This window comes from Rhodococcus sp. W8901 (genome assembly GCF_013348805.1).
GTDB lineage: Bacteria > Actinomycetota > Actinomycetes > Mycobacteriales > Mycobacteriaceae > Prescottella.
Map to the genome: position 1 here is coordinate 234,053 of NZ_CP054690.1, position 26,081 is coordinate 260,133.

Annotated in this window: 24 protein-coding genes; 11 read left to right on the plus strand and 13 right to left on the minus strand. The window is 69.1% G+C overall.

Annotation, left to right across the window (positions count from 1 at the left end; genetic code table 11):
* Window positions 1-192: 192 nt before the first annotated feature.
* The 4 genes from HUN07_RS01100 to HUN07_RS01115 are packed head-to-tail and all read left to right on the plus strand — an operon-like array spanning window position 193 to window position 3,191.
* Window positions 193-540: a rhodanese-like domain-containing protein gene (locus HUN07_RS01100; RefSeq protein WP_174907434.1), complete on the plus strand. Its 348-nt coding sequence runs from the start codon at window positions 193-195 to the stop codon at window positions 538-540.
* Window positions 541-1,482 carry a DUF4328 domain-containing protein gene (locus tag HUN07_RS01105; RefSeq protein ID WP_174907436.1) on the plus strand — a complete coding sequence of 314 codons (942 nt, stop codon included), beginning with the start codon at window positions 541-543 and terminating at the stop codon, window positions 1,480-1,482.
* Window positions 1,479-2,243 (plus strand): glycerophosphodiester phosphodiesterase, encoded by a 765-nt coding sequence (locus HUN07_RS01110; protein WP_114724157.1) that lies wholly within the window; start codon window positions 1,479-1,481, stop codon window positions 2,241-2,243. The genes HUN07_RS01105 and HUN07_RS01110 overlap by 4 nt, the downstream gene beginning before the upstream one ends.
* Before the next feature lie 33 nt (window positions 2,244-2,276).
* Entirely contained in the window at window positions 2,277-3,191 is a 915-nt protein-coding gene (locus HUN07_RS01115) for a DUF5926 family protein (protein WP_114724156.1), read from the plus strand.
* Between the two features lie 80 nt (window positions 3,192-3,271).
* Here the strand turns inward: HUN07_RS01115 and HUN07_RS01120 are convergent, their stop codons facing one another.
* The 7 genes from HUN07_RS01120 to HUN07_RS01150 form a co-directional block, all read right to left on the minus strand.
* Window positions 3,272-3,820, minus strand: a complete 549-nt coding sequence (locus HUN07_RS01120) for a ferritin (protein ID WP_114724155.1) — start codon at window positions 3,818-3,820, stop codon at window positions 3,272-3,274.
* 159 nt (window positions 3,821-3,979) lie between these two features.
* Window positions 3,980-4,525, minus strand: coding sequence for a ferritin (locus HUN07_RS01125; RefSeq protein ID WP_114724154.1), 546 nt, complete (start codon window positions 4,523-4,525; stop codon window positions 3,980-3,982).
* Window positions 4,526-4,598: 73 nt separating this feature from the next.
* Window positions 4,599-5,960, minus strand: coding sequence for an LCP family protein (locus tag HUN07_RS01130; RefSeq protein WP_429520138.1), 1,362 nt, complete (start codon window positions 5,958-5,960; stop codon window positions 4,599-4,601).
* A gap of 37 nt (window positions 5,961-5,997) precedes the next feature.
* A complete protein-coding gene (locus HUN07_RS01135; protein WP_114724153.1) occupies window positions 5,998-6,816 on the minus strand; it encodes a CPBP family intramembrane glutamic endopeptidase in 819 nt (272 codons plus the stop codon).
* 36 nt (window positions 6,817-6,852) lie between these two features.
* Window positions 6,853-8,079 (minus strand): serine hydrolase domain-containing protein, encoded by a 1,227-nt coding sequence (locus tag HUN07_RS01140; protein ID WP_114724152.1) that lies wholly within the window; start codon window positions 8,077-8,079, stop codon window positions 6,853-6,855.
* On the minus strand, window positions 8,076-9,470 hold the full coding sequence (locus tag HUN07_RS01145; RefSeq protein ID WP_174907438.1) for a WS/DGAT/MGAT family O-acyltransferase: 1,395 nt from the start codon (window positions 9,468-9,470) through the stop codon (window positions 8,076-8,078). The genes HUN07_RS01140 and HUN07_RS01145 overlap by 4 nt, the downstream gene beginning before the upstream one ends.
* A gap of 93 nt (window positions 9,471-9,563) precedes the next feature.
* A complete protein-coding gene (locus tag HUN07_RS01150) occupies window positions 9,564-10,328 on the minus strand; it encodes a DUF2470 domain-containing protein (RefSeq protein ID WP_174907440.1) in 765 nt (254 codons plus the stop codon).
* A 157-nt stretch (window positions 10,329-10,485) separates the two neighbouring features.
* Here HUN07_RS01150 and HUN07_RS01155 point away from each other — a divergent pair, with 157 nt between their 5' ends.
* The 3 genes from HUN07_RS01155 to HUN07_RS01165 are packed head-to-tail and all read left to right on the plus strand — an operon-like array spanning window position 10,486 to window position 12,877.
* The gene (locus tag HUN07_RS01155; RefSeq protein ID WP_174907442.1) at window positions 10,486-11,220 is read left to right on the plus strand and encodes a hypothetical protein; all 735 of its coding nucleotides are present in this window, start codon (window positions 10,486-10,488) and stop codon (window positions 11,218-11,220) included.
* Between the two features lie 56 nt (window positions 11,221-11,276).
* Window positions 11,277-12,191 carry a prephenate dehydratase gene (pheA, locus tag HUN07_RS01160; RefSeq protein WP_174907444.1) on the plus strand — a complete coding sequence of 305 codons (915 nt, stop codon included), beginning with the start codon at window positions 11,277-11,279 and terminating at the stop codon, window positions 12,189-12,191.
* Window positions 12,188-12,877, plus strand: coding sequence for a histidine phosphatase family protein (locus HUN07_RS01165; RefSeq protein ID WP_114724147.1), 690 nt, complete (start codon window positions 12,188-12,190; stop codon window positions 12,875-12,877). Before pheA ends, HUN07_RS01165 begins: the two co-directional genes overlap by 4 nt.
* Window positions 12,878-12,880: 3 nt before the next feature.
* On the opposite strand, the gene HUN07_RS01170 is transcribed toward HUN07_RS01165, so the two are convergent.
* The 5 genes from HUN07_RS01170 to HUN07_RS01190 all read right to left on the minus strand — a co-directional run bounded on the left by HUN07_RS01170 (window position 12,881) and on the right by HUN07_RS01190 (window position 16,821).
* Window positions 12,881-13,675 (minus strand): ESX secretion-associated protein EspG, encoded by a 795-nt coding sequence (locus tag HUN07_RS01170; protein WP_174907445.1) that lies wholly within the window; start codon window positions 13,673-13,675, stop codon window positions 12,881-12,883.
* On the minus strand, window positions 13,672-14,898 hold the full coding sequence (locus HUN07_RS01175) for a PPE domain-containing protein (protein ID WP_174907447.1): 1,227 nt from the start codon (window positions 14,896-14,898) through the stop codon (window positions 13,672-13,674). Before HUN07_RS01175 ends, HUN07_RS01170 begins: the two co-directional genes overlap by 4 nt.
* Window positions 14,899-14,953: 55 nt before the next feature.
* Entirely contained in the window at window positions 14,954-15,262 is a 309-nt protein-coding gene (locus HUN07_RS01180) for a PE family protein (RefSeq protein WP_174907449.1), read from the minus strand.
* A 124-nt stretch (window positions 15,263-15,386) separates the two neighbouring features.
* Complete coding sequence (locus tag HUN07_RS01185; protein ID WP_114724143.1) at window positions 15,387-15,737, minus strand: metallopeptidase family protein; 351 nt, start codon at window positions 15,735-15,737, stop codon at window positions 15,387-15,389.
* Between the two features lies 1 nt (window position 15,738).
* Window positions 15,739-16,821 carry a septum formation family protein gene (locus tag HUN07_RS01190; RefSeq protein WP_441346792.1) on the minus strand — a complete coding sequence of 361 codons (1,083 nt, stop codon included), beginning with the start codon at window positions 16,819-16,821 and terminating at the stop codon, window positions 15,739-15,741.
* A gap of 51 nt (window positions 16,822-16,872) precedes the next feature.
* On the opposite strand from HUN07_RS01190, the gene HUN07_RS01195 reads away from it, so the two are divergent.
* Together HUN07_RS01195 and serS are read left to right on the plus strand one after the other, a co-directional pair.
* Window positions 16,873-17,295, plus strand: coding sequence for an ankyrin repeat domain-containing protein (locus HUN07_RS01195; RefSeq protein WP_174907453.1), 423 nt, complete (start codon window positions 16,873-16,875; stop codon window positions 17,293-17,295).
* Window positions 17,296-17,325: 30 nt separating this feature from the next.
* Window positions 17,326-18,585: a serine--tRNA ligase gene (gene serS, locus HUN07_RS01200; RefSeq protein ID WP_174907455.1), complete on the plus strand. Its 1,260-nt coding sequence runs from the start codon at window positions 17,326-17,328 to the stop codon at window positions 18,583-18,585.
* An 82-nt stretch (window positions 18,586-18,667) separates the two neighbouring features.
* Here serS and HUN07_RS01205 read toward each other — a convergent pair whose 3' ends face one another.
* A complete protein-coding gene (locus HUN07_RS01205; protein ID WP_114724140.1) occupies window positions 18,668-19,156 on the minus strand; it encodes a PaaI family thioesterase in 489 nt (162 codons plus the stop codon).
* Between the two features lie 554 nt (window positions 19,157-19,710).
* On the opposite strand from HUN07_RS01205, the gene HUN07_RS01210 reads away from it, so the two are divergent.
* Window positions 19,711-22,902 carry a beta strand repeat-containing protein gene (locus HUN07_RS01210; RefSeq protein ID WP_254622725.1) on the plus strand — a complete coding sequence of 1,064 codons (3,192 nt, stop codon included), beginning with the start codon at window positions 19,711-19,713 and terminating at the stop codon, window positions 22,900-22,902.
* Between the two features lie 221 nt (window positions 22,903-23,123).
* Entirely contained in the window at window positions 23,124-26,057 is a 2,934-nt protein-coding gene (locus HUN07_RS01215; RefSeq protein WP_254622726.1) for an Ig-like domain-containing protein, read from the plus strand.
* Window positions 26,058-26,081 lie beyond the last annotated feature (24 nt).

The window sequence follows — 26,081 nt, forward strand, 5'->3', positions numbered from 1 at the left end:
AAGTTTGTTCAGAACTGTGGATGAGCCTGTGGAAACTGTGGATAACTCGATAGTTCAAGTGCTGCAGATCACATTTTAGGACCCAATAGGCGACTCGAGGACTCTCGAGCGTCTCGGTCCGGTCACGAACTGCTCTGGCGCGTAACGAGAGATGGGCGGCCCGGGAACGTCGCTCGTGCCAGAATCGAGGTTGTGAGCATCCCGCACGTTCCCACCGTCGCCGTGACGGATCTGCCGACCGAGCCCGCTGAGGCGATCGTGCTGTTGGACGTGCGCGAGGAGGACGAATGGGAGCTCGGCCACGCTCCCGGCGCGCAACACATCCCGCTGGTGGACGTGCCCGCTCGTATGGACGAGATCGACATCGACGCCGAGGTGTACGTCGTGTGCCGTCAGGGCGGGCGGTCGATCGTCGCCGTCGAGTACCTCAACAACCTCGGTTTCGACGCCTACAACGTCGCCGGCGGCATGGTCGCGTGGCAGAACGCGGGACTGCCGCTCACCGCCGACCACGACCCCGGTTCGGCGAAGATCTACTAGATGAGCGTCGTCCAGGTCTGCGCGCGCTGCGCATCCCGGTGGCCGGTGGCCGGCAGCCCGGCCCAGTGGTGCCCGCGGTGCGGCGGCGTCCTGCTCTCCCCGGTCGACACCGCCCGCCCCGCCCCGGCGGCAGGCCGAAACTTTCGCTGGGTCGCGCGTAGCCCGTACCCGCCGCTGGGGCGTCGTAGTCCCGCCCCACGCCGCCTCGGCCCGACGCCGCGATACACCCAGGTCCCGCGGTGGGGTCTGCTCGATCCACCGCCGCCCGAACCGGACGACCGTGCTCCGCGCACCGAAGTGGCCGCGGACCTCGCGCCCACCCTTCTCGCGTGCACCGCGATCGTCTTCGCGCTCGCCGCGGTCTCCGAGGCCTTCCGGTACGCGCTGCTCGTGTTCAACCGGGTGCGACTGGTGGACCCGGTGACGCTCGCGGTGTCGGATGCGGCGGTGTGGGCGACGCAGGTGTCCGCGCCCCTGGTCGCGCTGGCCGCTGCCGTCACCACCGTGTGCAGGCTCGTCGTCACGCGCCGCGACGTGTTCGCCGTCCGGAGACTCGCCGATCCGCGGACACCTCGATCGCTCGCCCTGGGCGTTCTCGTCCCGGTCGTCAACCTCGTGATGCCCGGGGTGTACCTCACCGAGATCGCCGGCGACGACCGCCGAACCCGCACCGTCGTGCGCATCTGGTGGGCGACGTGGGCCGTCAACGGTGTCCTGGTCGCGATCGCACTGCTCTGGCGCAACCAGGATTCGCTGCAGGCGCAGGCCGACAGCGTCGTGCTGGCCGCGATCACGGCCGCCGTCGGCGCCGCCACGGCCGTGCTGACGCTGTACGTGATCCGGTGTTTCGACGGCCTGGACCTGTTCGGTCGGCCGCGCCGCGTCACCCGGTGGGTCAACGCGCCGCAATCCGAGAAGGCAGAGGAGGCGATGGCCGGATGAGCCCGGATCGACGAGGTCCCCTCGTGGTCGCACACCGCGGTGCCTCGGCCGAACGGCCCGAACACACCCTCGCGGCCTACGACCTGGCACTGCAGGAAGGTGCCGACGGACTCGAGTGCGACGTCCGGCTCACCCGCGACGGCCACCTCGTCTGCGTCCACGACCGTCGGATCGACCGGACCTCCACCGGTTCCGGCATCGTCAGCGAGATGACACTGCAGTCGCTCGGCGAACACGACTACGGCGCCGGCGGCGAGCCCGCCGGACTGCTCACACTCGCCGAGCTCATCACCTTGACCCTGGACTGGACGTCGCGCCCGACCAAACTGTTCATCGAGACCAAGCACCCCGTCCGCTACGGCGGTCTCGTCGAGAGCAAGGTCCTCGCCGAACTGGCCCGCTTCGGGCTGGCCGCGCCCGCGTCCGCCGACCACTCGCGCGCCGTGGTGATGTCGTTCGCGGCCAGCGCCGTGTGGCGGGTCCGGCGGGCGGCGCCACTGCTGCCGACCGTGCTGCTCGGCGACGCGTCCCGCTACCTCGGCGGCGGCGCCGCGACCACCGTCGGCGCCACCGCCGTCGGGCCGTCGATCCGGACACTGCAGGAGCATCCCGAGATCGTCGACAAGGCCGCCGCGGCCGGCCGCGCCACCTACTGCTGGACCGTCGACGACCCCGCCGATGTCGCGCTGTGCAAGGAGCTCGGGGTGAGCTGGGTGGCGACCAACCATCCGGGACGCACCAAGAAACTGCTGGGCGGCTGAGAGAATCCGCGCGTCCGTGTAGGTTTTGGCCCCGTGGGTAAGAAGAGCAAGAGAAACAGTGGTCCCAAGCCGGGCAGCGGTCGCGCCGAGAAGCTCGAGCAGCGTCGCCTCGCACGCGAGGCCGAGGTAACCGCGCCGACCCGGCCGTTCGAGGGCCTCGCCGCCGAATGCGACCTCGTCGCGCTGCGCGAGTTCGTGCCGTCCGCTCTCGCCGTGCTGCCCGTCACCGACGCCGGTAAGCCCGTGACCGCGGCGACCGTGCTGCCCGGTGCCGTGGCCGCGCTGGTCCGGGACGAGTCCGGCGACGCCGGCCGATACGTCGGGCTGCAGGTGCAGGCGCACACCGCCGACCCCGGCGCCGACCTCGGTGCCGCCGTGGCCTGGGCCCAGACGGCCGAGCCGGGAACCTCGCTCACCGCGGCCAACCCGGGCGCCGACAGCCCCCGCCTCGCGGACCTGATCGTCGCGGACGCGCTGCCGACGATCACCGTCCACCAGAGCTTCGACTGGTGGATCCCGGAGGGCGTCGAGCCGGCCGCCGACGTCGCCGCGACCGTGCAGCAGGCCAATATGGCGATCATGCCGTCCGCGCGTGTCGAGGCCGACGGCGTCGTCGCCGCGTGGTGGGTGGATGCCGGCGAGAAGGCGCACCTGCGCTGGGTGCGCCCCGAGGACGAGGACGCGCTGATGCCGGCCCTCGCCCGCGTCCACGCCGCCGGTGGACTGCACCTGGGTGAGGGTTCGCGTTTCGCGGGCTCGTTCCGCACCCACGGCCTGCTGGTGCCGGTCTTCGACCTCGACCCCGAGAAGCACGCCAACGAGTGGGCGGCGGCCACTGCGGAGCTGGGCGATCGCCTGGCGCAGGCGCTGACCGTCGACGCGCCGCTCACGGCCGCCGAGTTGCGCGCTCGCGACGGTCTGCGGGGCCGTCAGGTCACGCTGCGCTGATCAGCGCAGAAGACGCGGAAGGGTCCCTTCACACACACGCTGCGAACGTGTGAAGGGACCCTTTCGCTGTTCGGTCGGTGCTAGATGCTGCCGCCCGCGGCGGACGGTGCACCGGATGCGTCGTCCACACTGCTCATCTCGCGGGCCACGAAGTCCTCGAGATCGAACAGGTTGGAGCCGGCACGGTCGGCGATGGTCAGCAGCGTCGTCATGCGCGCGACCTCCTCGACCTGTTCCTTGAGGAACCACTGCATGAACTGTTCGCCCAGGTAGTCGCCGTCGTCGCGCGCTGTGCGGGCGAGCGTGACGATCTGCTCGGTGACCGACTTCTCCTGCGCGAGTGCGAGCGCGATCGGCTCGCGCGCATTCTCGAAGTGGCTCTTGGCCGGGTCGACGCCGGTCAGTTCCACCGCGATGTCCCGATCCAGGAAGTACTGGATGATCATCATCGCGTGGTTGCGTTCCTCGTTGCCTTGCTTGTAGAAGTGCCGGGCCAACTGGGGGAGATCCGCGTTGTCGAAATAGACCGCGGTCGCCAGGTACTGATGCGACGCGTTGAATTCGTTGCGGATCTGGTCGTGGAGAAGTGCGTGAAATTTCGTCCGATGCGAATCGTCTGAGGCACTCATGTGTCAAAGATATCGCTGGTCAGCTGGAACTGTCATCCAAGCGGTACCTAATTGAGGCAAGTATGGCCTCAATTAGTGCTTGCTAATTTAGGCTGGGCTGCCCTGGAAAACGTATGCCGCAATTGCCGAGCGGCAATTGCGGCATACGTCCGAAATTCGTCAGGCTCCGGCGCCCGCGATCCGCGGAGCGGTGGAGTCCGCCGTCAGGCCCGAGCTCATCTCGCGAGCCACGAAATCCTCGATGTTGAAGAAGTTGTCGCCCGCTCGGTCGACGATGGTCAGAAGCGTCGTCATGCTCGCGACCTCTTCCACCTGTTCCTTGAGGAACCACTGCATGAACTGTTCGCCCAGGTAATCGCCGGTGTCCCGGGCAGTGCGGGCGAGGCGAGTGACCTGCTCGGTGACCGTCCTCTCCTGCGCGAGAGCGAGCGCGACCGGCTCGCGGACCGATCCGAACTCGGTGACGACGGCGTCGATCCCGGGCACGACGACGGGCAGGTCGTTGTCGATGAGGTACTGGATCATCATCATCGCGTGATCGCGTTCCTCGGCGGACTGGCGGTAGAAGCGGCCCGCGAGCTGCGGCAGATCGTGGGAATCGAAGTAGACGGCGACCGCGACGTACTGCTGCGAGGCGGTGAATTCATTTCGGATCTGGTCCTGCAACAGTCGGTGGAACTCGTTCGTGTGCGCCGCTTCAGTCATGGACCGAACATTACCGCCCGGATTGGGGGCCGGACCCGGTGCTGAGCCGTGAAAGCGTCCACAGCGACGAATATCACGGCGCGCCGGTCAGGAGGGTCTGCGGAACCTGGCGATCATTTGCAAGCGCATCGAAGAATTCCGTGGCCTTTTCGCGATCCCACAGAAGGACGTCGCCCCAACCGTCGACGACCTCGAATCCGCCGACCGGCACGGTCGTGGTGACCATCTTGCCGCGCAGGCCCCAGGCGAGTCCCGCGAGATTCCACAGATGGTCACCGTCGTCGACCTGCAGCGAGTTGGCCGTCTTCGACATCATCGGCCACAACCGCAGCGGGTTGATCAGCGTCGTGGGCGAGGTGGCCTTCTTCAACAGTGCGCTCATGAACGCGCGCTGGTTGTTCATCCGGTCCAGGTCGGCGAGGGCCGTCGCGCGAGTGCGGACGAATCCGAGGGCCTCGGGCCCGGTCAGTTTCTGGCAGCCCTCCTGCAGATTGATACCGGCGAGGGGGTCGTCGATCGGGTACGGCACGCACATGTCGACACCGCCGAGGGCGTCGACGATGCCCGCGAATCCGCCGAAGCCGATCTCGGCGTAGTGGTCCATCCGCAGGCCGGTGGCCTCCTCGACGGTCTGCACCAGCAGTTGCGGGCCGCCGTTGTTGAAGGCGGCGTTGATCTTGCCCCGGCCCATGCCGGGGATGTTGACGTAGGAGTCGCGGGGAATGGACACCATCGTGGTGGCGCCGCTCTTCGGGACGTGCACGACGATGATCGTGTCGGTGCGCTTGCCCTCGATGTCGCCGCCCGCCGCCAGCTCCCGGTCCTGGTCCGCGGTCAGGCCCTCGCGGCTGTCCGAGCCGACCAGCAGCCAGTTGGTGCCGGGGGTGTCGGCGATCCGGCCCGGGTAGTCGGCGAGCGCGTCGACGCGGTTCAGCTTGGTGTCGAGGAGCAGCAGTCCACCGACCGACGCGACCATGAGCACGATCAGCACCAGCGCGACGCGGCGCAGCCACCCGCCCCGCTTCCGCGGTCGTCGCTGCTTGGGCGGTTCGGCCGGCGCCGACGGGGGACGCGGCGGCTGCGGCGCACGCGGCGGGGGTGCGGCCGGCGGGATGCGGCGCGGCTCGGCGTACGGCTGCGGCTTCTGGGTCGGCGCATAGCCGCCGGGCGGCGGTCCGGCGGGTGCCTGGGACCAGGCCTGCTGCGGTTCGGGCGCCTGCGACCAGGCGCGGGCCGGTCCGGGGCGGCCCGGGTTCGGGCCGCCGGGGCGTCCGTCGCGGCGGATGACCTGGGTGCCCTCGGGCTGTGGAGGCTGCTGCGGCCGGCGCTGCGGCGGCTGACCGCCTGGCGGCGGCGGGGGAATGCGGCGCGGCGGCTGGGGCCGGCCGCGCGGCGGCGGGCCCGGCTGACGTCTGTCGGGGGTCTCGCCGTTCACGATCACCGAGAATACGCAGGAACCGGTCGGACCGGGATCACGGCAGCCACGACACGTGCCCGCGCAGCAGTGCATAACCGACGAATGCGACGGTGTCGATGAGGGCGTGTGCGATCACCAGTGGCCACAGTTTGCCGGTGCGCTGCCAGTACCGGCCGAAGATCAAGCCCATCAGGACGTTGCCGAGACCACCTCCGAGCCCCTGATAGAGGTGGTAGCTGCCGCGCAGCAGCGCCGATGCCAGCAACGACGAGTTCTCGCTCCACCCGAGTCGCCGCAGCCGGGAGATCAGGTAGGCGACCACGAGGATCTCTTCGGCCGCGGAATTCGCGATCGCCCACAGCACCAGCACGGGCAGGCGCCACCAGTGATCGTCGATCGTGCTGGGCATCACCGTCAGGTTCGCGTCCAGCGCGACCGCCGCGAGGTAGAACGCCAGGCCGGGGAGTCCGATCAGCGCGGCCAGACCGACGCCGGGCAGCACCGCGTCGCGCAGCTTCGTCCGGCCCAGGCCGATCCGGGTGGGGCCGAGGCCACTGCGCCACAGCAGGTACAACCCCAGGGCCGCCCAGGCGGCCAGTTTGAGGACACCGAGCAGCTGTCGGGCCAGGTCGATGTACGACTGCGTCGACCGGGACGGATTGAGCGCGACGGCCTGCTCGGACAGCCCGCCCGGGGCCAGCGCCGATTCGAGCAGCGACAGCGCGCTGTAGATCCCGTTGAGGCCGAACGTCACCAGCAGGACGATGGTGATCTCGAACCACAGGGCCCGCCGCTCCCGCGCGTCCAACGGCGGCGTGGGTGGCTGCGGGGTCGCCGGACGGAGCCACGAGTCGACGGTGGTACGCGAGATCACCCCGTCGACGCTAGACGGAACGCGGCGCGAACGGCGTCAGGCGTGCTTGGCGAGGGACTCGGCCCGGGCACCGAGGCTGGGCAGCCGCAGGTCCGCGAACGGTGTGAGCGCGTTGCCCAGCCGGTTTGTCACGAACGCGACCGACAGCCCGGTGTCGGGGTCGGCGAACGCACCGGATCCGCCCAGCCCGTAATGGCCGAACGCGCCGGAGTGCTGGGTGCGGGCCGCGACCAGCGCCGCGTGGTACCCCAGCCGCCAGTTCATCCGGATCCCGAGCACGTAGTCCCGGGCCCGGGTCTGCACCTCGCTGAGCTGGGCGATCGTGTCGGGCTCGAGGAACCGGATGCCGTCGACCACGCCGCCGTTCGCGAACGCGGCATACATGCGCGCCAGGGCGCGGGCGCTGAACACGCCGTTCCAGCCCGGCATCACGAAGTCGTGGATCGTCGGGTCGCGCACCAGGAGGTCGAAGCCCTCCGGCATGCCGGCGTCGGCGATGTCCTTGAGATGCGGCACGAGCGACAACGCCAGCGACGTCGCGCCCCACGGCACCCCGTAGGGGTTGATGTGCGGGAACACCTTCGCGATCCGGCCCTTCTCGGACTCCGGCACCTGGAACCAGAACTCCGGGATGCCGAGCGGTTCGGCGACCTCGGTCCGGACCAGTTCGGTGAACGGCTTGCCGGCCACCCGTGCGGTCAACTCCGCGATCAGGGAGCCGTACGTGACGGCGTGATAGCCGGGCATCTTGGTGCGGCGCGGGTCCGGCACGGCGGCGGCCAGCGCGGCGCTGACCCGGTCGTGGTCGAGCAGCGCGAGCCGGCCGGGCACCAGTCCGCGGATGCGGTGCAGGCCCGCGCGGTGGCTGAGGAGTTCGCGGACCGTGATCGACTCCTTGCCCGCCTCGCCGAACTCGGGCCAGTACTCGGCGACGGTGGAGTCGTAGTCGATCAGTCCGCGCTGCGCGAGGCGGTGCAGTACGGTGCTGGCCACGCCCTTGCCGGTGGAGAACGACAGCGTGACGGTGTCGGAGTCCCACTTGCGGATCGGGGACGCCCACCCGGCCCAGATATCGAGGACGGGCCTGCCGTACAGGTACACGGCGAGGGCGCCGCCTCCGTCGCGGGTACGCCGGAACAGGTGGAAGAACTGGGTCGCGAGCGCCTCGAACCGCGGGTCGACGAGCATCGTCGTGGGCGGTCGGTACTGCTCACGGCGACGAGGGGTCCCGCCCGAGTCTCGCCGTGGGATTGCGGCAGTCATGTCGAGCGAACTTCCTGAATTCGTTCGAGATCGCCTAGCGCGGTCTCGGTCTCATCTGTAAAACGTTCGAGTTCCGGAACTGATTCCGGATTAGCGAGAAACCCGAAGTCGAGCCGGTCGGCGTAATGGCAGATCGTGATGTTCAGGCCAGTCCCGTCGAACACGATCGACAGCGGGTACATGTGCCGCAGTTCGGCGCCGTTCCAGTACAGCGGGGACTTCGGCCCCGGGACGTTGGAGATCACCACGTTGTAGCTCGGTGGCAGCAGTTCGCCCAGTGGCAGGATCCGGGCCACGTTCGGGAGGAGCGAGGGTACCGACGCGAGCATCGACGCGCTGGACCCCATCGCCCGCACGCGCCGTTTGGCGTCTGCCATCGAGTGTCGGATCCGGTCCAGCCGGGCACGCGGATCCGCCAGGTCGGTCCCGAGGGTGCACAGTGCCAGGCCGAACTCGTTGCCGCCGATGGCCTCCTCGCGTCGGCGCTGTGCGACCGGCACCAGCGCGATCAGGGACTTCGACGGCAGTTCGCCCTGCGCCGACAGGTAGCTACGCAGTGCGCCCGCGCACATCGCGAGCGTCACCTCGTTGCCGGTCGCTCCGGTCGCGCGCTGGATTGCGCGCAGCCGCTTCTTGGGCCACGACTTCCCGACGAACGCCCGGTCGGGTCCGACCTTGCCGTCGAACACGGTCCGGGGTGCGCTCAAAGGCAGAGCGGTCGACTCGGTCGTGACGCCTTTGCCGAGCCAGTCGAGGGCACCGATGGCGGTGTGACGGACGATGTCGGCGGCCGCGACGGCGCCGGAGATCCCGTCGCGCACCAGTCGGAGGGGGTTCCGGGAACGGTGGTCGGAGGTGGGCTCCGGCTCGTCCGGGGTGAGCAGCAGCGGCATGCCGCGGCGCTGGGGGTCCGGGTCCATGGACTGTTCGATCATGCGGATGCCCGACATCCCGTCGAGCGTGGCGTGGTGGATCTTCCCGTACAGCGCGAACCGGCCACCCGCGAGACCCTCGATGAGGTAGCCCTCCCACATGGGCCGCGAGCGGTCGAGGCGGGTCTCGTGCAGGCGTGCGACCAGCGCGAACAGTTCGTCGTCGCCACCCGGAGAAGGCAGCGCGAGCCGTCGCAGGTGCCGGTCCATGAGGATCCGCTCGGCGGGTTGCCAGGTTGGTAAGCCCGCGGTGGCGAACGAGAGAACCGGTTGCGCCATCAGTGCGGACTGCGCGCTGGTGGCGTCCAGCGCGGCCCGGTAGGCGTCGGCGGCGAAGGTGTCGGTGCCGTCAGGGGACGGGCCGAAGACCAGCAGTGCGCCGATGTGAAGGGTGCGCGAGCCGATCTCGCCGGCGAGCAGCAGCACGTCCACCGGCGACATCAGCGTCGTTGTCGTCATCGCGCACCGCGATGCAGGCTCACAAATTCTCTGTACACCCAAGTACGGCGAGCGGGGCCGGTATCGGTCCGCAGTGACCGACCCGCAACGGAACTAGTGCCTCGCCCGCAATCCGTTGACGAACGGGCAGCCGACGAGGATCCGCAGGGCCCGGCTCAGCGACGGCGCGTCGTCGACGGGTTCGGTGAAGTCCATCCGCACGTCCCGGTCGCCCGACACCCCCTCGATGCGCAGCCGGATCCCGTACCGATCGATGCCGAGCGGGCGGACCGGGCCGGTGCGCAGCGCCGAGGGCAGCCGCCGGGCCAGCAGCTCGACGAGGTCGGCATGGTCCTCCTCGAGGTGCTGCAGCCAACCGGTCTCGACCTCCCAGAACGGGTCGGGGTCGGCGGCGAGCAGGTCCTCGACGGTGACGGCCTCGGCGCCGCTGCTGTCGGCGACGACGGCCGAGTCGAGCCGCAGGCGGAGCAGCGTCGCGCCGTGCCCGACGTCGAGCAGGGCCGGGCGCGGGTGTTCGGCGGCGACGTCGTCGGCCAGGCCGCGGGCGCGGTCGTCGGGGACGGCGACGAGGGTGCCGCGCAGCCAGACGAGGGAGCGGACGGGTTCGCGCAGCGCGAGGGGTGCGAAGTCGGTGAGCTCGAGGACCGCGGGCAGTCCGCCCGCTCCGGCCTGCCAGGCGAGTCCGATGGCCGTCGAGTCGGACGGCGCCAGGAGCACGGCGGTGCCGTCGGCGCGCAGGTGGTGCAGTGAGGTCTCGGTGGGATCGCTGCCGGCGATCGCGAGCACGGCTCCGGTGGCGCGGGCGCTGGTGCTCCGCATCCGTTCGGCGGTGGACGGTCCGGTGGTGGTGCGGTTCATGGCGGCATCCTTCGGGTCGAGACGCGAGACGGAGGCGGTGGCGGTGCGATCGAGAGCTGCGAAATTAGGTAAACCTAAGCTAATTCCTGGAGGGGTGGACGGCAACCCCTCGGACGCGGAAGCGGGAGTTTTCGCCGGTCCGGGCTAACGTGTTGGGGTGTCGATTCCTGTTTCCCTGTCGATGCCGACTCTTCCGTCCCGCAACAGCGCGCCGCAGCCGCTCGTGGCGGGGCTACTTCTCCGGCGGCGGGATACCGCCGTCCCGGCCGTCGTTCGCGACGCCGTCACCACCGGACCGCAGATCGTGGCCGCGTCGATCCTCACCGCCGCGGCCGGGACCGACGCCGACGCGGGTGCCGTCGTCATCGACCTCGACATCGATCCGGACGAGCTGGCCGGGGCCGTCGAGCACCGTGCGCTGCGCTACCACGTGACCTGCACGACCGAGCAGGTCGAGGACGCGATCCGTCTGCGACTGCCCGCGCCCGTCACCGTCTTCGTCACGGCGTCGGACCCCTCCGACCCTGAAGCTGCCGACGCCGCGAGCCTTGCCGAGTCCGCGCAACTGCTCGCCGACGCCGGCCACAGCCCGGGGCTGATCGCCGGCAGCCCGGCCGACGTCGTGGCCGATTTCCTCGCGGTCCTCGCGCACACGTCCGTCGGTTTCGTCGGGCGGGCGCGGGACGGTGCCGAGGTCCTCGCGCTGCTGTCCGGCACCGTCGCGGCGCTGCGCGGAGACGACGTCCGGGCCGCCCTGTCCGCACCCGATCCGGCCGCGCTGGCGGCGCTGATCCCGGAGGCGGCCGAGGCGGTGCGCGGCGTGCTGCTCGGCATCGAGGTCGACGACCCCGATCAGATCGAGGGCGTGCTCGCCGACGCCGGTCTGCTGTAACGGAACCGGAACCGATCCGCGAAGTGCGCCGGACGGGAGTGCGTAATCTCGTAGGCGTGCCTCGTATCGCGTACTTCGGACCCAGCGGGACCTTCACGGAGATGGCCCTCGCCCAGCTCGAGTCGGGCGGCACGTTCGACGGTGTCGTCGAGCGGGTGTCCGCCGGAAGCCAGGCCGCGGCGATCGAACTCGTCCGCGCCGGTGACGTCGACGGCGCCGTGGTGCCGATCGAGAGTTCGGTGGAGGGCTCGATCCGTCCGACGATGGACGCGCTCTCCCTCGGCGACCGGCTGCAGATCATGGCCGAGACCGAGCTGGACGTCGCGTTCACGATCGTCGGACGCCCGGGCACCACGCTCGACGACGTCCGCACCGTCCGTGCCTATCCGGTCGCGACCGCGCAGGTGCAGGGCTGGCTCGACCGGAACCTGCCGAACGCCCGTGTGGAGCCGGCGTCGTCGAATGCCGGTGCCGCCGAGGATGTTGCCGCCGGCGTCGCCGACGCCGGGGTGTCGACCGCGTTGGCGGGGGAACGGCTGGGCCTGGTGGCGTTGGTGTCGGGCGTCGCCGACTACGACGGAGCCCGCACCCGTTTCGTGCTGGTGACCAGGCCGGGTCCCGCGCCCGCCCGCACCGGTAACGACCGGACCAGCGTCGTGCTCCATCTCGACAACGTGCCAGGCTCCCTGGTTCGGGCGATGACCGAATTCGCGACCCGGGGCATCGATCTGACGCGGATCGAATCCCGGCCCACGCGCAAGGAATTCGGCACCTATCTGTTTCATCTGGACTGCGTCGGGCACATCGACGACGGACTGGTCGCCGAGGCGCTCAAGGCGCTGCACCGGTTCAGCGACGTCCGCTTCCTCGGGTCGTGGCCGTCGGCCGTGCCCGGTGGCGGCGCACCGATGCCCGTCGCCGACGACACCGCATGGCTCGAAGGCCTGCGTCGTGGGGAGGAGAACGCGTGAGCGGTCGGTTGATCCTGGTCCGACACGGGCAGACCGAAGCGAACGTCGAACGGCGGCTCGACACCCGGCTCCCCGGGGCGCGGTTGACGGCGCTCGGCCGGACGCAGGCCCAGACCCTCGGAGGCCGGCTGGCGGACCGGCCGCCGACAGCGCTGGTGTCGTCGCAGGCGCTGCGGGCCCGGGAGACCGCCGGGTTCGTGGAGACGGCGTCGGGCATCACGCTGCAGGTGCGGGAGGGGCTGCACGAGGCGCAGGCCGGTGAGCTCGAGGACCGCTCGGACATCGAGTCGCACAAGATGTTCGCGAAGGTGTTCCACACGTGGCACGCGGGTGACCTGTCGGCGCGGATCCCGGGTGGCGAGTCCGGTATCGACATCATCGAACGGTATGTGCCGGTGGTCGATTCGCTGCGTGCCGAGTACATCGACGCCGGTGCCGGTGGCGACGTCGTGGTGGTCAGCCACGGCGCCGCGATCCGATTGGTGGCCGCGTACCTGGCGGGCGTGCCCGGCGCGTTCGCCGCGGACCGGCATCTCGAGAACACCTCGACGGTGGAGCTGGTGCCGACCGACACGGGCTGGCGGTGCGTGCGGTGGGGCACCTACGACCCGCCGTTCGATGCGACGCCGCAGCGGCCGTGGTTCGACCCGGAGGCCGCCGCGGCCACCGACGACCCGATGGGCTGACGGTCAGTCGAGCTGCGCGAGCAGGCCGTCGAGTGCCTGCCTGAGCCGTCCCGGGGTGCCCGGGCTGAACGAGGTCCACGGGGTGCCGTCGGTGGCGACGCTGGTGGTGCCGACGATGCGCCCGGCGGCGGTGTCGAACACCGTGACCGGTCCGTGCATCAGACCGGGATGCCCGGCTTCGTGCACGATTCCGACGATCTCGGTGAACGTCGTGCAGCCCACGAACGCCGGCCCGACGACGGTGGCCTCCGCGGCCGGGACCCCGATCGCCGTCAGCTGGGCGGCCGCCGTGCCCGGGTCGACGATCCGGTTCAGGGCGGCACCGAGGTCCGTGGTCGGCCGGTTGACCACCCCGAATGCGAGGGGCTCGGCGCGACCGAGGGCGTGGACGATCGGCCCGGCCAGGTCGTGCTCGAGCCGCTGGACGGTGAACGTGTCGCCGCTGCGCAGCGCGAGCACGGCCATCTCGTCGTCGCGGGCCAGGCACAGTCGCGCGACGGTGCCGTCGATGTAGCGGCGCAGGGCGATCTCGTCGCGGGGCCGGGCGAGGGCGCGCAGCCAGCCGGCCAGTTCCGGGTGCACCGCGATCCCGTCGATCAGCCCGGCCGCCGCGAGGGAGTCCTGCGCCGACCGGAAGACCCGGTCCCGCTCGGGCAGCGAATCGAATCGTGGGGCCGCGTCGAGCACGACCGGCAGGACGTCGATGTCCAGGAGGTCCACCAGCAGGTCGAGTTCGTCGACGTGCAGGGTCGCGGACGGCAGGGTTGCGGTCACCGGTTCGATGCCCAAGTCGATCACCGCCCGTCCTCGGGCAGGTCGGCGCCGATCACCGACGGGATCACCGTGCGCCCGTCGGCGAAGTGCTCGAACTGCTTGAGGTAGCCGGGGGTGGCGTGCTCGGCCTCGTCGGATGCCAGGGCGCCGCGGTGTGCGCCCATCGGGGCGCCTCCCATCGCGGTCCCGCGGGCGGCCGCGGCCGCCGACGCGTCGGCGCGGGCTGCGTCGATCGAGCCCGGGCCGGTGGCCGGTCCGGCACCGGTCCCAGGGGCGCTGCGCGAGCCCGACCCGTCGAGCTGCCCGGCCTGCGCCCAGCCGTCGGGGAGGGCGGCCCGCGCGCCGCCGGCCCCACCGCTGACTCCCGCGGCGCGCGCGGCGGTGTAGCCGGACCCCCGGCCGGCGCCGCCGGCGGTCGCGGCCCCGGCTGCACCCGAGGTGGGCGCGGTGGACGTGTTCAGGACCACGGGGGCGCCACCGGCGACGCCGCCGAGCACGGCACCGCCGATGTTGGCGGCGGCGGAGGTGGCACCCGAGACGGTGCCCGCGACCGTGCCGACCTGCGATGCGGCCGCCATGACGGTCGGGTTCTGGGCGAAGGCAGTCGCCGCCGCGGCGATGGTGCCGACCGGGTCGGTGCGGAAGTCGTTCTCGAGTCGGCGGCGGGCGACCTCGCCCGCGTCGCGGGACTCGAGGCCGGCGGTGGATTCGTTGGTGAGCGGCGGCGGCTGCGTGAAGGATCCCGGTGTCGCCAGGATGCTCGACGCCGCCTCGTACGCCTCCATCACCAGCCCGGCCCGGATGTCCATCGCACGGTCGGCGGCCTCGGCGACGGCGGCGGAGCCGTTGACCACGCCGCCGGTGCTGTAGGCGGCGGTCTTGGCTGCCTTGACCGCGGTGATCTCGGGCAGGCTCGGCATGGTCAGCGCTGCGGACGTGTAGGCGCCGGCCTCGACGGAGGCCTTGGTCGCGGTGTCCGCGGCGAGCGTCGCGGTCTGTTCGGCCCACGCGGCGAACGGGGCGATCCTGCCGAGCGCGGCCTCGGCGGCCACGCCCTCCCAGCCGGTGCGCAGCTCCGCCATCACCCTGTTCAGCGTCGCGCCGGCGTCGGCGAAGCTCTCCGCGACCGCGGCCCACGCCGGGCTCGCCGCGCTGAGCGGCACGGGCCCCGCGCCCGCGGTGAGCGTCGTCGAATTGACGGTCGCACCGCGCGGCATCCAGACGACTCCGGTGACACCAGTGGTCATGCTGTGTTCTCCTCGTTCCCCTCGAATGTGGCTGGCAGGTCCCGGTCCGGCGTGGTCACATGCCGGCCGCGAGCGACGTCCCGATCGTCTGGTCCTCGTCCCGGTAGGTCGCGGCCTGCGCGCGGAGCATCACGGCGGCGGCGGTGAGTTCCTCGATGCTGCGCCCGGCCGCCGGGCTGAAGCTGTTCGCCAGGCCGTTGAAGTACCCGGCCGCCATCACCGACACCTCCTCGGCGCCGGACGGCGCGACGGTGAGGGCCGGTGCCGCCGCGGTGAGGGTGACCTGCAGGCGGACGGCGAGCGCGTCGAGTTCGGTGGCCGCGGCGAGGAGGACGTCAGGGTCGACGAACACGTGATCCGACATGCGGGTATCTCCTCGAATCGGGGTCGATGGCAACCGGGGCGAGCAGATGAAACTCGTCCCTTGATTGCTTGGACGCCGAAAGCGAGCGGTCGGTTCCATTCGAATTCGACCGGATCGGGACGGGTCAGCCCCAGCCGAGCTCGTGCAGCCGGTCCTCGTCGATGCCGAAGTAGTGCGCCACCTCGTGGATGACGGTGACCATCACCTCGTGCACCACCTCGTCCTCGGTGTGGCACACGTCGAGGATCGCGTCGCGGTAGATGGTGATGGTGTCGGGCAGGGCGCCGCCGTAGTGGCTGTCCCGCTCGGTGAGGGCGATGCCGTGGTAGAGCCCGAGCAGGGTCGGCTCCTCGTCGTTGCGCGGCTCGACGAGCACCACGACGTTGTCGATTCCCGCGGCGAGTTGAGGCGGGATGAGGTCGAGCGCTTCCGAGACCAGCTCCTCGAAGTGAGCGGCCGTCATGGTCACCGGCACGTCAGCCCCCGGCCGGGGGGAGCGGCGCGGCGCCGGGCAGCGGGGTCGGCACGGAACGGCCCTCGGGCGCGGGCGGCGGCGGGACGGGCGCCTGCCCGTTGATGAGGATGGCGCCCTTGGCGCTGCCGACGATGGTCGCGAATCCGCTGCCGTCGACCTCCTTGCCGATCGAACAGTTGATCTTGCGGCTGCCGACGAGCCAGCTGTCGAGGTCGAGGTTGTCCCAGAACAGCGTCAGGGTCTTGTCACGCAGCGTGTCGGGGGAGCCGAGGTAGCCGTTGCTGGCCTCGGTGCACGCGCCCTCGAGGAACTTGTCCTGGTCCTCGACGGAGGGCATGCCACCGGGGAAGCGGCTGGCCAGGTCGATCACGCCGACCACCTCGAACGCGTGCGACTGCGCGCAGTCGACGGGATCGGACGGGACGTTCTGGTTGATGCCGATGCAGGTGCCCACGTTCCACACCTTCGACTGGTCCTGCTCGGCGACGCGGCCCTCGATGGGCAGCAGTGTTCCGGTGACACCGGAGAACTGCAGGCCGCAGCGGATGGTGCGTTCGCCGGCGGCCCAGCCGGCCTCGCCGGGATTGATCAGGCCGACGCTGAACTTGCCCTTGGGGTCGAACCGTCCGTCCAGGTAGTTGTTGACGGCCGGCGCGCAGTGTTCGTCGCGGAGTTCGGAGAAGCGCAGTACACCGGGGAACTTGGAGCCCGGACCGAACTCGACGCCCGGATACAGGCTGAGGTCCACATCGGTGGCGACCTCGAACTGGTGCGCCTGCGCGCAGTCGACCTTCTCGAGGTCGCTGGCGTCGGCGCTGCTCCATGTCAGGCAATCGCCGGTGGTGGCCGAGCCGAACGCCTCGCCGGCGACGGCGCCGGTGGGCTGCGGTCCCACGCCACTCGTGTGAACAGGCAGTTTCTCGCCGCGGTCGAAACCGCCGGAGACGAAGATGGTGGCGATGGCGGCGATCACCGCGCCGATCGCGACGAGCGCGAGAGCACGCCTGGTCACCGGCGCGGACACGTGTCGGCGCCGCTCCGGCTGTGGTGTCGGCTGCGGTTGATCGTCGGACATTGGTTCCATAATGCCCGCATCGGGAGCAGATGCCGAAGTTTCCGCGTAGGTTCGTCCGACATGAGTGAGGAACATCCCGGTGAGCGCGACGGCGACCTGCCGGGAGACGTGCAGGAGTTGGCCGGTCGATTGTTCGACATGGCCCGGACCGGCGCCGCGACCGCGTTGGCGCAGTACGTCGACGCCGGGGTCCCGGTCAACCTCACGAACGCGAGCGGCGACACGCTGGTGATGCTCGCGGCCTACCACGGGCACACCGACGCGGTCCGGGCGCTGATCGAGCGGGGCGCCGACGTGAACCGCCCGAACGACCGCGGACAGACGCCGCTGGCGGGTGCCGTGTTCAAGGGCGAGGACGCCGTGGTGGCCGCGCTCGTGGACGCGGGGGCCGACGCGGCGGCCGGTCAGCCGTCGGCGCTCGATGCCGCACGCATGTTCGGACGCGACGACTATCTGCAGATATTGGGGAAGCACCCGGAGTGAGCGTGGTGTCACCAAGTAGGGTTTGTGGTCGTGATTGACCTCAAGTTCCTTCGCGAGAACCCCGACGCCGTCCGCACCTCGCAGCGCACCCGCGGTGAAGACCCCGGTCTGGTCGACGCGCTGCTCGAGGCCGATGCATCCCGCCGCGCCGCTGTCCTGGCCGGCGACACCCTGCGCGCCGAGCAGAAGGCGTTCGGCAAGAAGGTGGGGCAGGCGTCCCCGGAGGAGCGTCCCGCGCTGCTCGAGGGTTCCAAGGAACTGGCGCGGAAGGTGAAGGACGCCGAGGCGACCCAGCACGAGGCGCAGGCCGCGATGGAGGCCGCCCACCGCGCGATCTCGAACATCGTGCAGGAGGGTGCGCCCGCCGGCGGCGAGGACGACTTCATCACGCTCGAGACCGTCGGCGAGATCCCGACGTTCGACTTCGAGCCCAAGGATCACCTCGAGCTCGGTGAGTCGCTGGGACTGATCGACATGGAGCGCGGCGCCAAGGTGTCGGGCTCGCGGTTCTACTTCCTCACCGGCTTCGGTGCGATGCTCCAGCTCGGCATGCTGCAGCTCGCGGCGCAGAAGGCGATGGCCAACGGTTTCACCATGATGATTCCGCCGGTGCTGGTGCGCCCCGAGATCATGCAGGGCACCGGCTTCCTGGGCCAGCACTCCGACGAGATTTACCACCTCGCGGACGACGACCTGTACCTCGTCGGCACGTCCGAGGTCCCGCTCGCGGGCTACCACTCGGGCGAGATCCTGGACCTGTCGAACGGCCCCAAGCGGTACGCGGGCTGGTCGTCGTGCTTCCGTCGCGAGGCCGGCAGCTACGGCAAGGACACCCGCGGCATCATCCGCGTCCACCAGTTCGACAAGGTGGAGATGTTCACCTACTGCAAGCCCGAGGACGCCGACGCCGAGCACCAGCGTCTGCTCGCCTGGGAGCGCGACATGCTGGACGCGATGGGGCTCCCGTACCGCGTCATCGACGTCGCCGGCGGCGACCTCGGTTCGTCCGCGGCCCGCAAGTTCGACTGCGAGGCTTGGGTTCCCACCCAGCAGCAGTACCGCGAGCTGACGTCGACGTCGAACTGCACCACCTACCAGGCCCGCCGCCTCGCGGTGCGCTACCGCGACGAGAACGGCAAGCCGCAGACCGCCGCGACCCTCAACGGCACCCTCGCCACCACGCGCTGGCTCGTCGCGATCCTCGAAAACCACCAGCAGGCAGACGGTTCCGTCAAGGTCCCCGCCGCCCTGGTGCCGTTCGTCGGCCGTGAGGTGCTGACGGCGCCGTAGCCTCACTTTTGGTGTTGGCCGAATGTCACATGCGTTCAGTTGGACCGAACGCATGTGACATTCGGCCGAAGTGTTTTCGGGGTCAGCGCAGGATCAGGCAGGTGGTGGACGCCGTCGCCAGCAGCCGGTCCCGGTCGTCGCGGACCTCGGCCCGTGCGGTGGCGGTGGTGCGGCCGGTGTGCTCCGAAAAGCCGTGCACGCGAATGGATCCCTGTTCGGCTTTGATGCCGCGGATGTACCGGACGGTGATGTCGAGGGTGGTGTATCCGACGCCGGCCGGAAGGGTGCTCGAGACGGAGAAGCCCATCGCGGTGTCGATCATCGTGGCGATGACGCCGCCGTGCACACTGCCGACGGCGTTGTAGTGCCACTCGGCCGGCTCGGCCGTGATCTCGACGAAGCCTTCGCGGGCGTCGGTGACGCGGAAGCCGAGGGTGCTCGCGGTGGGATGGTGCGGGACGGTGCCGTCGACCAGGCCGCGGACGAACTCGAGTCCACTGAGGTTCCGGTTGGCATCCGCGATCGGGGCGGGGTCGTTCCAGGTGTAGGTGCGCTGACGTTCGGGAGACACCCGTCAGACCGTACCCGCGGCGGTGCGGGCTCGCGGCCCGGTGGCTGGCCGGGCCGAATTCCATTTCTGGAATTCAATTCAATAATACCCTGCGGTATGTAGGAGTGATCAATTCTTTGTTCGCCGTAGCGGGTCGATTCCCGGTCGGCGTCTCGGCGAGGGCGGGGCCGTCGGTGTCGAGTTTGAGGCTCATTTCGGTGCGGGGTGAAGCGTAAGGGTTAATCCCGAGGTGAAGTTCCCGATTCTGGACACGCGGCGACGCTGGACATGGTACTGGACTCATGTCCAGGCATGTTGACCCAGTTGGAAGCTATTTTTTTTGCCTCCGTGTCCATGTGGCGGCCGAGGGTTTCTTCCGGATCGGACGTACCGGCCGGTAACAAACGTGTGTTCGGCAAATCTCCAGCAACATTTGGACGTTTGGTCGGCAAAACCGACACATAGGCGTAATCCCGCCGTTATGGTGTGCGGACCTCTGCGGATTTCCCCTCCCCCCATCCGCAACTTCTGCAAAGGAAGCGAGTATGCAAAATTCGATAGTGAGGCGCTGTGTCGTGCCACTCACAGGCACAGCGCTCGTCGCCGGGACGCTCCTGATCGGGAGCCCGGCGAATGCGGTCGTCAACACGACGAACTTCAAGAACGCATGTCAGGCATCGGCCACAATCACCGTGCACAAGGTTGCGGACACCGGGATGACTGTGGACGCTCCTGCCACGGTGGCACCGGGTGAGACATTCACCTACCGGATACAGCCGGTTGGCGCTTCGTACCCCAACTCGGACTCGGGCGCGACCACGACGAACGTGTCGCGGCTGAAGGTCGACTATCAGATTCCGGCGAACGCCACGTTCGTCAGCGCCTCGGTCGTGCCCGGCACGGCCATCAATCTCGATGGTGTGGCCCCCGGCGTCCTGAGGGTCAACGATTCCGGAAACCCTGACGCCGCAGGAAACATCCTGCGACTGTCCGGCAACAATCAGACCATCTCGAATGGGCCGAGCACCAGTACCAACAGCGAAGGTGGCATTCGGGCACCCAAGCTGAAGAAGGACCTCAACGGCAACGGGACCGGCGGTGACAGCTGGTTCCGACTGCCCGCTGTCGACGTGACCATGGTGGCTGGGTCAGCCGGTGTGATCACGCCGACGGTGCGCACAGCAGGCAGCGCCGCGAACTACAACGCCAATGAGAGCTACTACACCTTCCTGCCGCTGGCGAGCTTCTTCGGGAACCAGTGGGCGCCCACGCGGTGCACGCCGCGCGACGACAAGGGCGCAGGGCTCAACGCCGGCGCCGGCCCGCTGGCCACGATCAATGTCGTTGCTGCTCAGGTGTCGACCGCCACTACCCTCGCTGCGCCGGCCGCGGCGGAGACCGGCACCCCGGTCACGCTGACTGCCAACGTCGCGCCCAACAACGCGACGGGCTCGGTGCAGTTCCAGGACAACGGCACCGACATCGGCTCCCCGGTGGCGGTGTCGGGCGGCTCGGCCAGCCTGGATCACACGTTCACGTCTGCCGGTTCGCACTCGGTGACGGCGGTGTTCACCGGTACCGGTAGCTTCACCGGTTCGACGTCGGTGGCTTCGACCGTGACAGTGTCCGACCCGACCCCGGTCGATGTCGCGACGACACTGGGATTGACGGTTCCGCAGAACGCGGAGACCGGCACGGCCGTCGACCTGACCGCCACCGTGACCCCGGCGAATGCCGCGGGCACCGTGCAGTTCAAGGACAACGGCAACAACATCGGTTCCCCGGTGACGGTGGCGTCCGGCGCGGCGACGTTGTCGCACTCGTTCACCGTGGCCGGCGCACACGCGATCACGGCCGACTTCACGGGCGCACCCGGCTTCACGGGTTCGACCGCGGGAGCCCAGAACGTGACCGTCGCCGATCCGGTGGTTCCGGATGTCGAGACCACGACGACGGTGTCGGCTCCGGCCAACGCCGCGACCGGGGCCGAGGTGACGCTCACCGCGAACGTCGCCCCGCAGAATGCTTCCGGCACGGTGCAGTTCACGGCCAACGGCAGCAACATCGGTTCGCCGGTGACGGTGTCCAACGGTGTTGCGACGCTGCCGCACACGTTCGCCACTGCCGGCTCGTACGCGGTCGGCGCAGCATTCACCGGTGACGCCGGATTCGCTGCCTCCACTGCGGCGCAGACGCAAAACGTCACTGTGACGGATCCGGTCACCACGACGACGACTGAGCTCACGGTCCCGCAGGACGCGGAGACCGGCGCAGCGGTGGACCTGACGGCGAACGTCACTCCGCAGAATGCGGTCGGTTCGGTGCAGTTCCAGGACAACGGCACCGACATCGGTCAGCCGGTGACGGTCTCGAACGGTGTTGCGACGCTGTCGCATCAGTTCACCTCGGCCGGTTCGCACAGCATCACGGCCACCTTCACCGGTGGAGCGGGATTCGCGGGCTCGACCGCGGGTGCACAGACCGTGACGGTGACCGATCCGGTGGTTCCGGACACGGAGACCACTACCACCGTGACGGCTCCGGGCACGGCTGAGACGGGCTCCTCGGTGACATTGTCTGCTGCGGTTGCCCCGGTTCCGACCGGTGGCACGGTGCAGTTCAAGGTCGCCGGCAGTGATGTCGGTACTCCGGTGAATGTCGATGGCACCGGTCACGCGAGCATGCCGTACACGTTCAATGCGGAGGGTTCGTATGCAGTGACCGCGGTGTACTCGGGAACCACCGGGTTCGCGGGTTCGACGGCGTCGGCTCAGAACGTCGCGGTTTCGGATCCGGCTCCGTCGGATGTGGAGACGAGTCTGGGGCTGACGGTTCCGGCCACGGCTGAGACGGGTGCTGCGGTGGATCTGTCTGCTGCGGTCACTCCGGCGAATGCCGCAGGCACGGTGCAGTTCTCGGTGAACGGCAGCCCGGTCGGTGCTCCGGTCACGGTGTCGGGCGGTGCGGCAACGTACACGCACACCTTTGCTGCCGCGGGCTCGTTCAATGTGACTGCAGCGTTCACCGGTGCGGTCGGATTCACGGACTCGGCTGCGTCTGCGCAGACGATCGCGGTTTCGGATCCCACTCCGGTGGAGGCGGACACCACGACGATGCTGAACGTCCCGGGCAACGCCAAGACCGGTGAGTCGGAGGATCTGTACGCAACCGTGTACAACGCCGCGACTGCGGAGGTCGTCCCGAGCGGCGGCACTGTCGAGTTCTTCGACGGCGCAACGTCGATCGGAACAGCTCTGGTGGTTGACGGTGTTGCCGCATTGGCGCACACCTTCACCGCGGCGGGCACGCACACCATCACCGCGACGTTCAGCGGCGCGACCGGGTTTGCCGGTTCCAACGCCGGGGCGAAGCAGGTCGTGGTCACGGTGCCGACAGTGGCCGACGTCGAGACGGCCACGGTCGTGACGGTGCCGGCGAACGCGACGGCCGGAACCTCGGTGCAGTTGTCGGCGCAGGTCACCGGTGCGGGTGACGTGCCGGTCACCGGTACGGTCCAGTTCTTCGACGGGGCCAACCCGATCGGTGACGCGGTGACCGTGGTCAACGGCACGGCGGTTCTGAACCACACCTTCACCACGTCGGGTGCGCACAGCATCCACGCGGAGTTCAACGGCGGCCAGGGCATCGCGAACTCGACCTCGGGTTCGCAGACCGTCCAGGTCTCCGGGGGCAACCCGAGCGGAAGCTTGGGCAGTCTGAGTGGACTCTTCGGCGGCCTTCTTGGTGGCTTGAAGTTCGGCTCGTAAGTAGTTCCTGATCCAGGCGCGGTCTCGCCTCCATGCGGAGATGGGGCCGCGCCTGAGATCGTCAGATCCGAAAATGATTGTTGGCGAATGGAAATCGCTCTTGGCGGTTGCCGAGAAACGACTCTGCAACGATCAGCAAACGGTGACGCTGCAGTCCAGCTAGCGTCGGCATTCTTTTTACACCGCTGGGTCGGGGAAGCGCATACCTGAGGGAGGATTCAGTGGGTTTGTCATCCTTGCGGCGGCTCGCTACACCGGTCGTAGCGGGTGTAGCGGCGGTCGGACTCTTGGTCGCGGGAAGTGGCCTGGCCTTTGCGGCCGATCCACCTCCGGCCAGCAACCAGGGCTCGTCCGACAACGTCAAGTTCAAGAAGGAAGTGATCGGTAGCAACGTCCTCCATCGAGGCGACACGGTCACGTACAAGAGCACCATCTGGGTGGACAGCGGTGTGGAGCGCTACATTCCGAAGTTCCGGGACGTGCCGCCCGCGGGGTTCACGCTGGTGTCGGGCAGCCCCAAGGTGACGTACCTGGGTGCCACGAACAAGGCCACCTTCACCAACGAGTCGGACGGCGGCGTCACCGCAAAGTGCAGCGGCAGTGGCTGCAACGCCTTCGGCAACGGGTTCATCGTCAAGAGCGGGCAGAACGTCACGCTCGAGACCAGCTACCGGGTACCGGACACTTTCGCGTTCGGTACGTATGACAGCGGCGTGCTGCTGGACGTGTGGGCGTTCTCCGGAAACCCGAAGGGAGCCAACCCATTCAATGTGCAGGTCAGGGTGGAGGAGTTTGCCACGACCACCGCGCTGCAGGTGCCGGCTTCGGCGATGACGGGGCAGTCGGTCAACCTCACCGCGACCGTGAGCCCGGCAAACGCGAACGGCCAGGTGCAGTTCAAGGACGGCGGTGTGAACATCGGTTCGCCGGTGACGCCGGTGAACGGTGTGGCCACGTTTTCTCATCCATTCGACTCGGCCGGCGCGCACAGCGTCACCGCGGAGTTCGTCCCCGGCGCCGGCTTCTTCGGGTCGACTTCGGCCGCGCAGTCCGTCACGGTCACCGACCCTGATGTGGCGACGTCGTTGTCGTTGACGGTTCCGGGTTCGGCCCAGACGGGTGCCGAGGTGGATCTGACGGCGACGTTGTCGCCGTCGGATGCTCAGGGCTCGGTGCAGTTCTCGGTGAACGGCGCTCCGGTGGGTACGGCTATTCCGGTGTCCGGTGGTTCGGCGACGTTGCCGCACACGTTCAACGCGGCTGACACCTACGCGGTGACGGCCGAGTTCACCGGTGCTGCCGGGTTCACGAACTCGACGGCCCCGGGACGGAACGTCACGGTCACCGATCCCGATGTAACTACCTCGCTGGCGCTTGCCGCTCCCGCTTCTGCGGTGACGGGTTCGTCGGTGGATCTCACGGCGACGGTGTCTCCCTCGGATGCTCAGGGCACGGTGCAGTTCTCGGATAATGGTGCCCCGATCGGTTCTCCGGTTGTCGTGGTGAATGGTGTTGCGACGTTGCCGCATACGTTCACCTCTGCGGGCTCGCACAGCATCACTGCCGATTTCACGGCCGGCCCCGGTTTCGTGGATTCGTCGGCTGCGGCCCAGTCGGTGACGGTGACGGATCCTGATGTGACGACGTCGGTGTCGTTGACGGTGCTGGGTACGGCTCAGACCGGTTCCGAGGTGAGCCTGTCGGCGACGGTGGCTCCGGCTAATGCTCAGGGCACGGTGCAGTTCAAGGTCGACGGTGTCGCGGTGGGTTCGCCTCAGACGGTGTCGGGTGGTGCTGCGACGCTGCCGTATACGTTCGGTGCTGCGGGTTCGTACTCGGTGACCGCTGAGTTCACGGGTGCGGCCGGGTTCACGGATTCGACTTCGTCGGCTCAGAACGTCACGGTTTCGGATCCGGATCAGCAGACGTCGTTGTCGTTGACGGTGCCGGGTTCTGCGGTGACGGGTGCGTCGGTGGATCTTTCGGCGACGGTTACTCCGTCGAATGCTCAAGGAACGGTGCAGTTCTCGGTCAACGGCAGCACGGTTGGTGCTGCAGTGACGGTGTCGGGTGGTTCGGCGACTCTGGCGCACATGTTCAATGTCGCTGACACGTACGCGGTGACGGCGGAGTTCACCGGTGCTGCGGGTTTCGCGGGCTCTACCACTTCGGCCCAGACGGTGACGGTGACTGATCCGGATCAGGAGACCACGACGACGGTGTCGGTGCCGGCGACCGCTACGACTGGTGAGCAGGTGAGCCTGTCGGCTCAGGTGTCACCGCCGAACGCTCAGGGTTCGGTGCAGTTCAAGGTCGACGGTGTCGCGGTGGGATCGCCGCAGATGGTGTCAGGTGGTGTTGCGACGCTGCTGTACACGTTCAATGCTGCTGATACATATTCGGTTACGGCCGAGTTCACGGGTGCTACCGGGTTCACGAACTCGACTGCCACGGGTCAGAACATCACGGTGACCGACCCCGCTCCGGTCGACATCCTGACGGTGACGTTGCTGGGTGTTCCGGGTTCGGCGACGACCGGCGTGGAGACCACGCTGTCGGCGACGGTGCAGGCGCAGAGCGGGACAGCTGTCCCGACGGGAATGGTGGAGTTCCGTGACGGCGATTCGCTGATCGGTTCGCCGGTAGCCCTGCTGAACGGCTCGGCGTCACTTCAGCACACGTTCACCGCCCCGGGGACGCGTCAGATGACCGCGGTGTTCCAGCCCGACTCGGGCTTCGCGGGATCCACGTCGACGCAGCGTCCGGTCGAGGTGTCCGCGCCGAACCCCGTGGACGTCCAGACGTCGGCGGTCATGACGTCGACTACATCCGCGACGGCCGGCACGCCGTTCACGTTGAGGGCTCAGGTGATCGGTGCGCAGTCGCTGCCGGGCACCGTGCAGTTCTTCGACGGTGGCGTCGAGATCGGTCAGCCGGTGCCGGTGGTGGGCGGCTTCGCTGAGGTCGCGCACACCTTCACCCTGAGCGGTCCGCATCAGATTCACGCGGTCTACTCGGGTGGCCCGGGCGTGGCGGGTTCGACGTCCCAGGTGCAGGTGCTCGATGTCGCCGAGTCCGGTGACGGCACGGGCAGCTTCGGGTCGTTGGGGACGGGGTCTCTCGGCAGCCTGAGCGGGCTGCGGTTCGGGTCCTGACACCTCTCGACTGACGAAGACTGT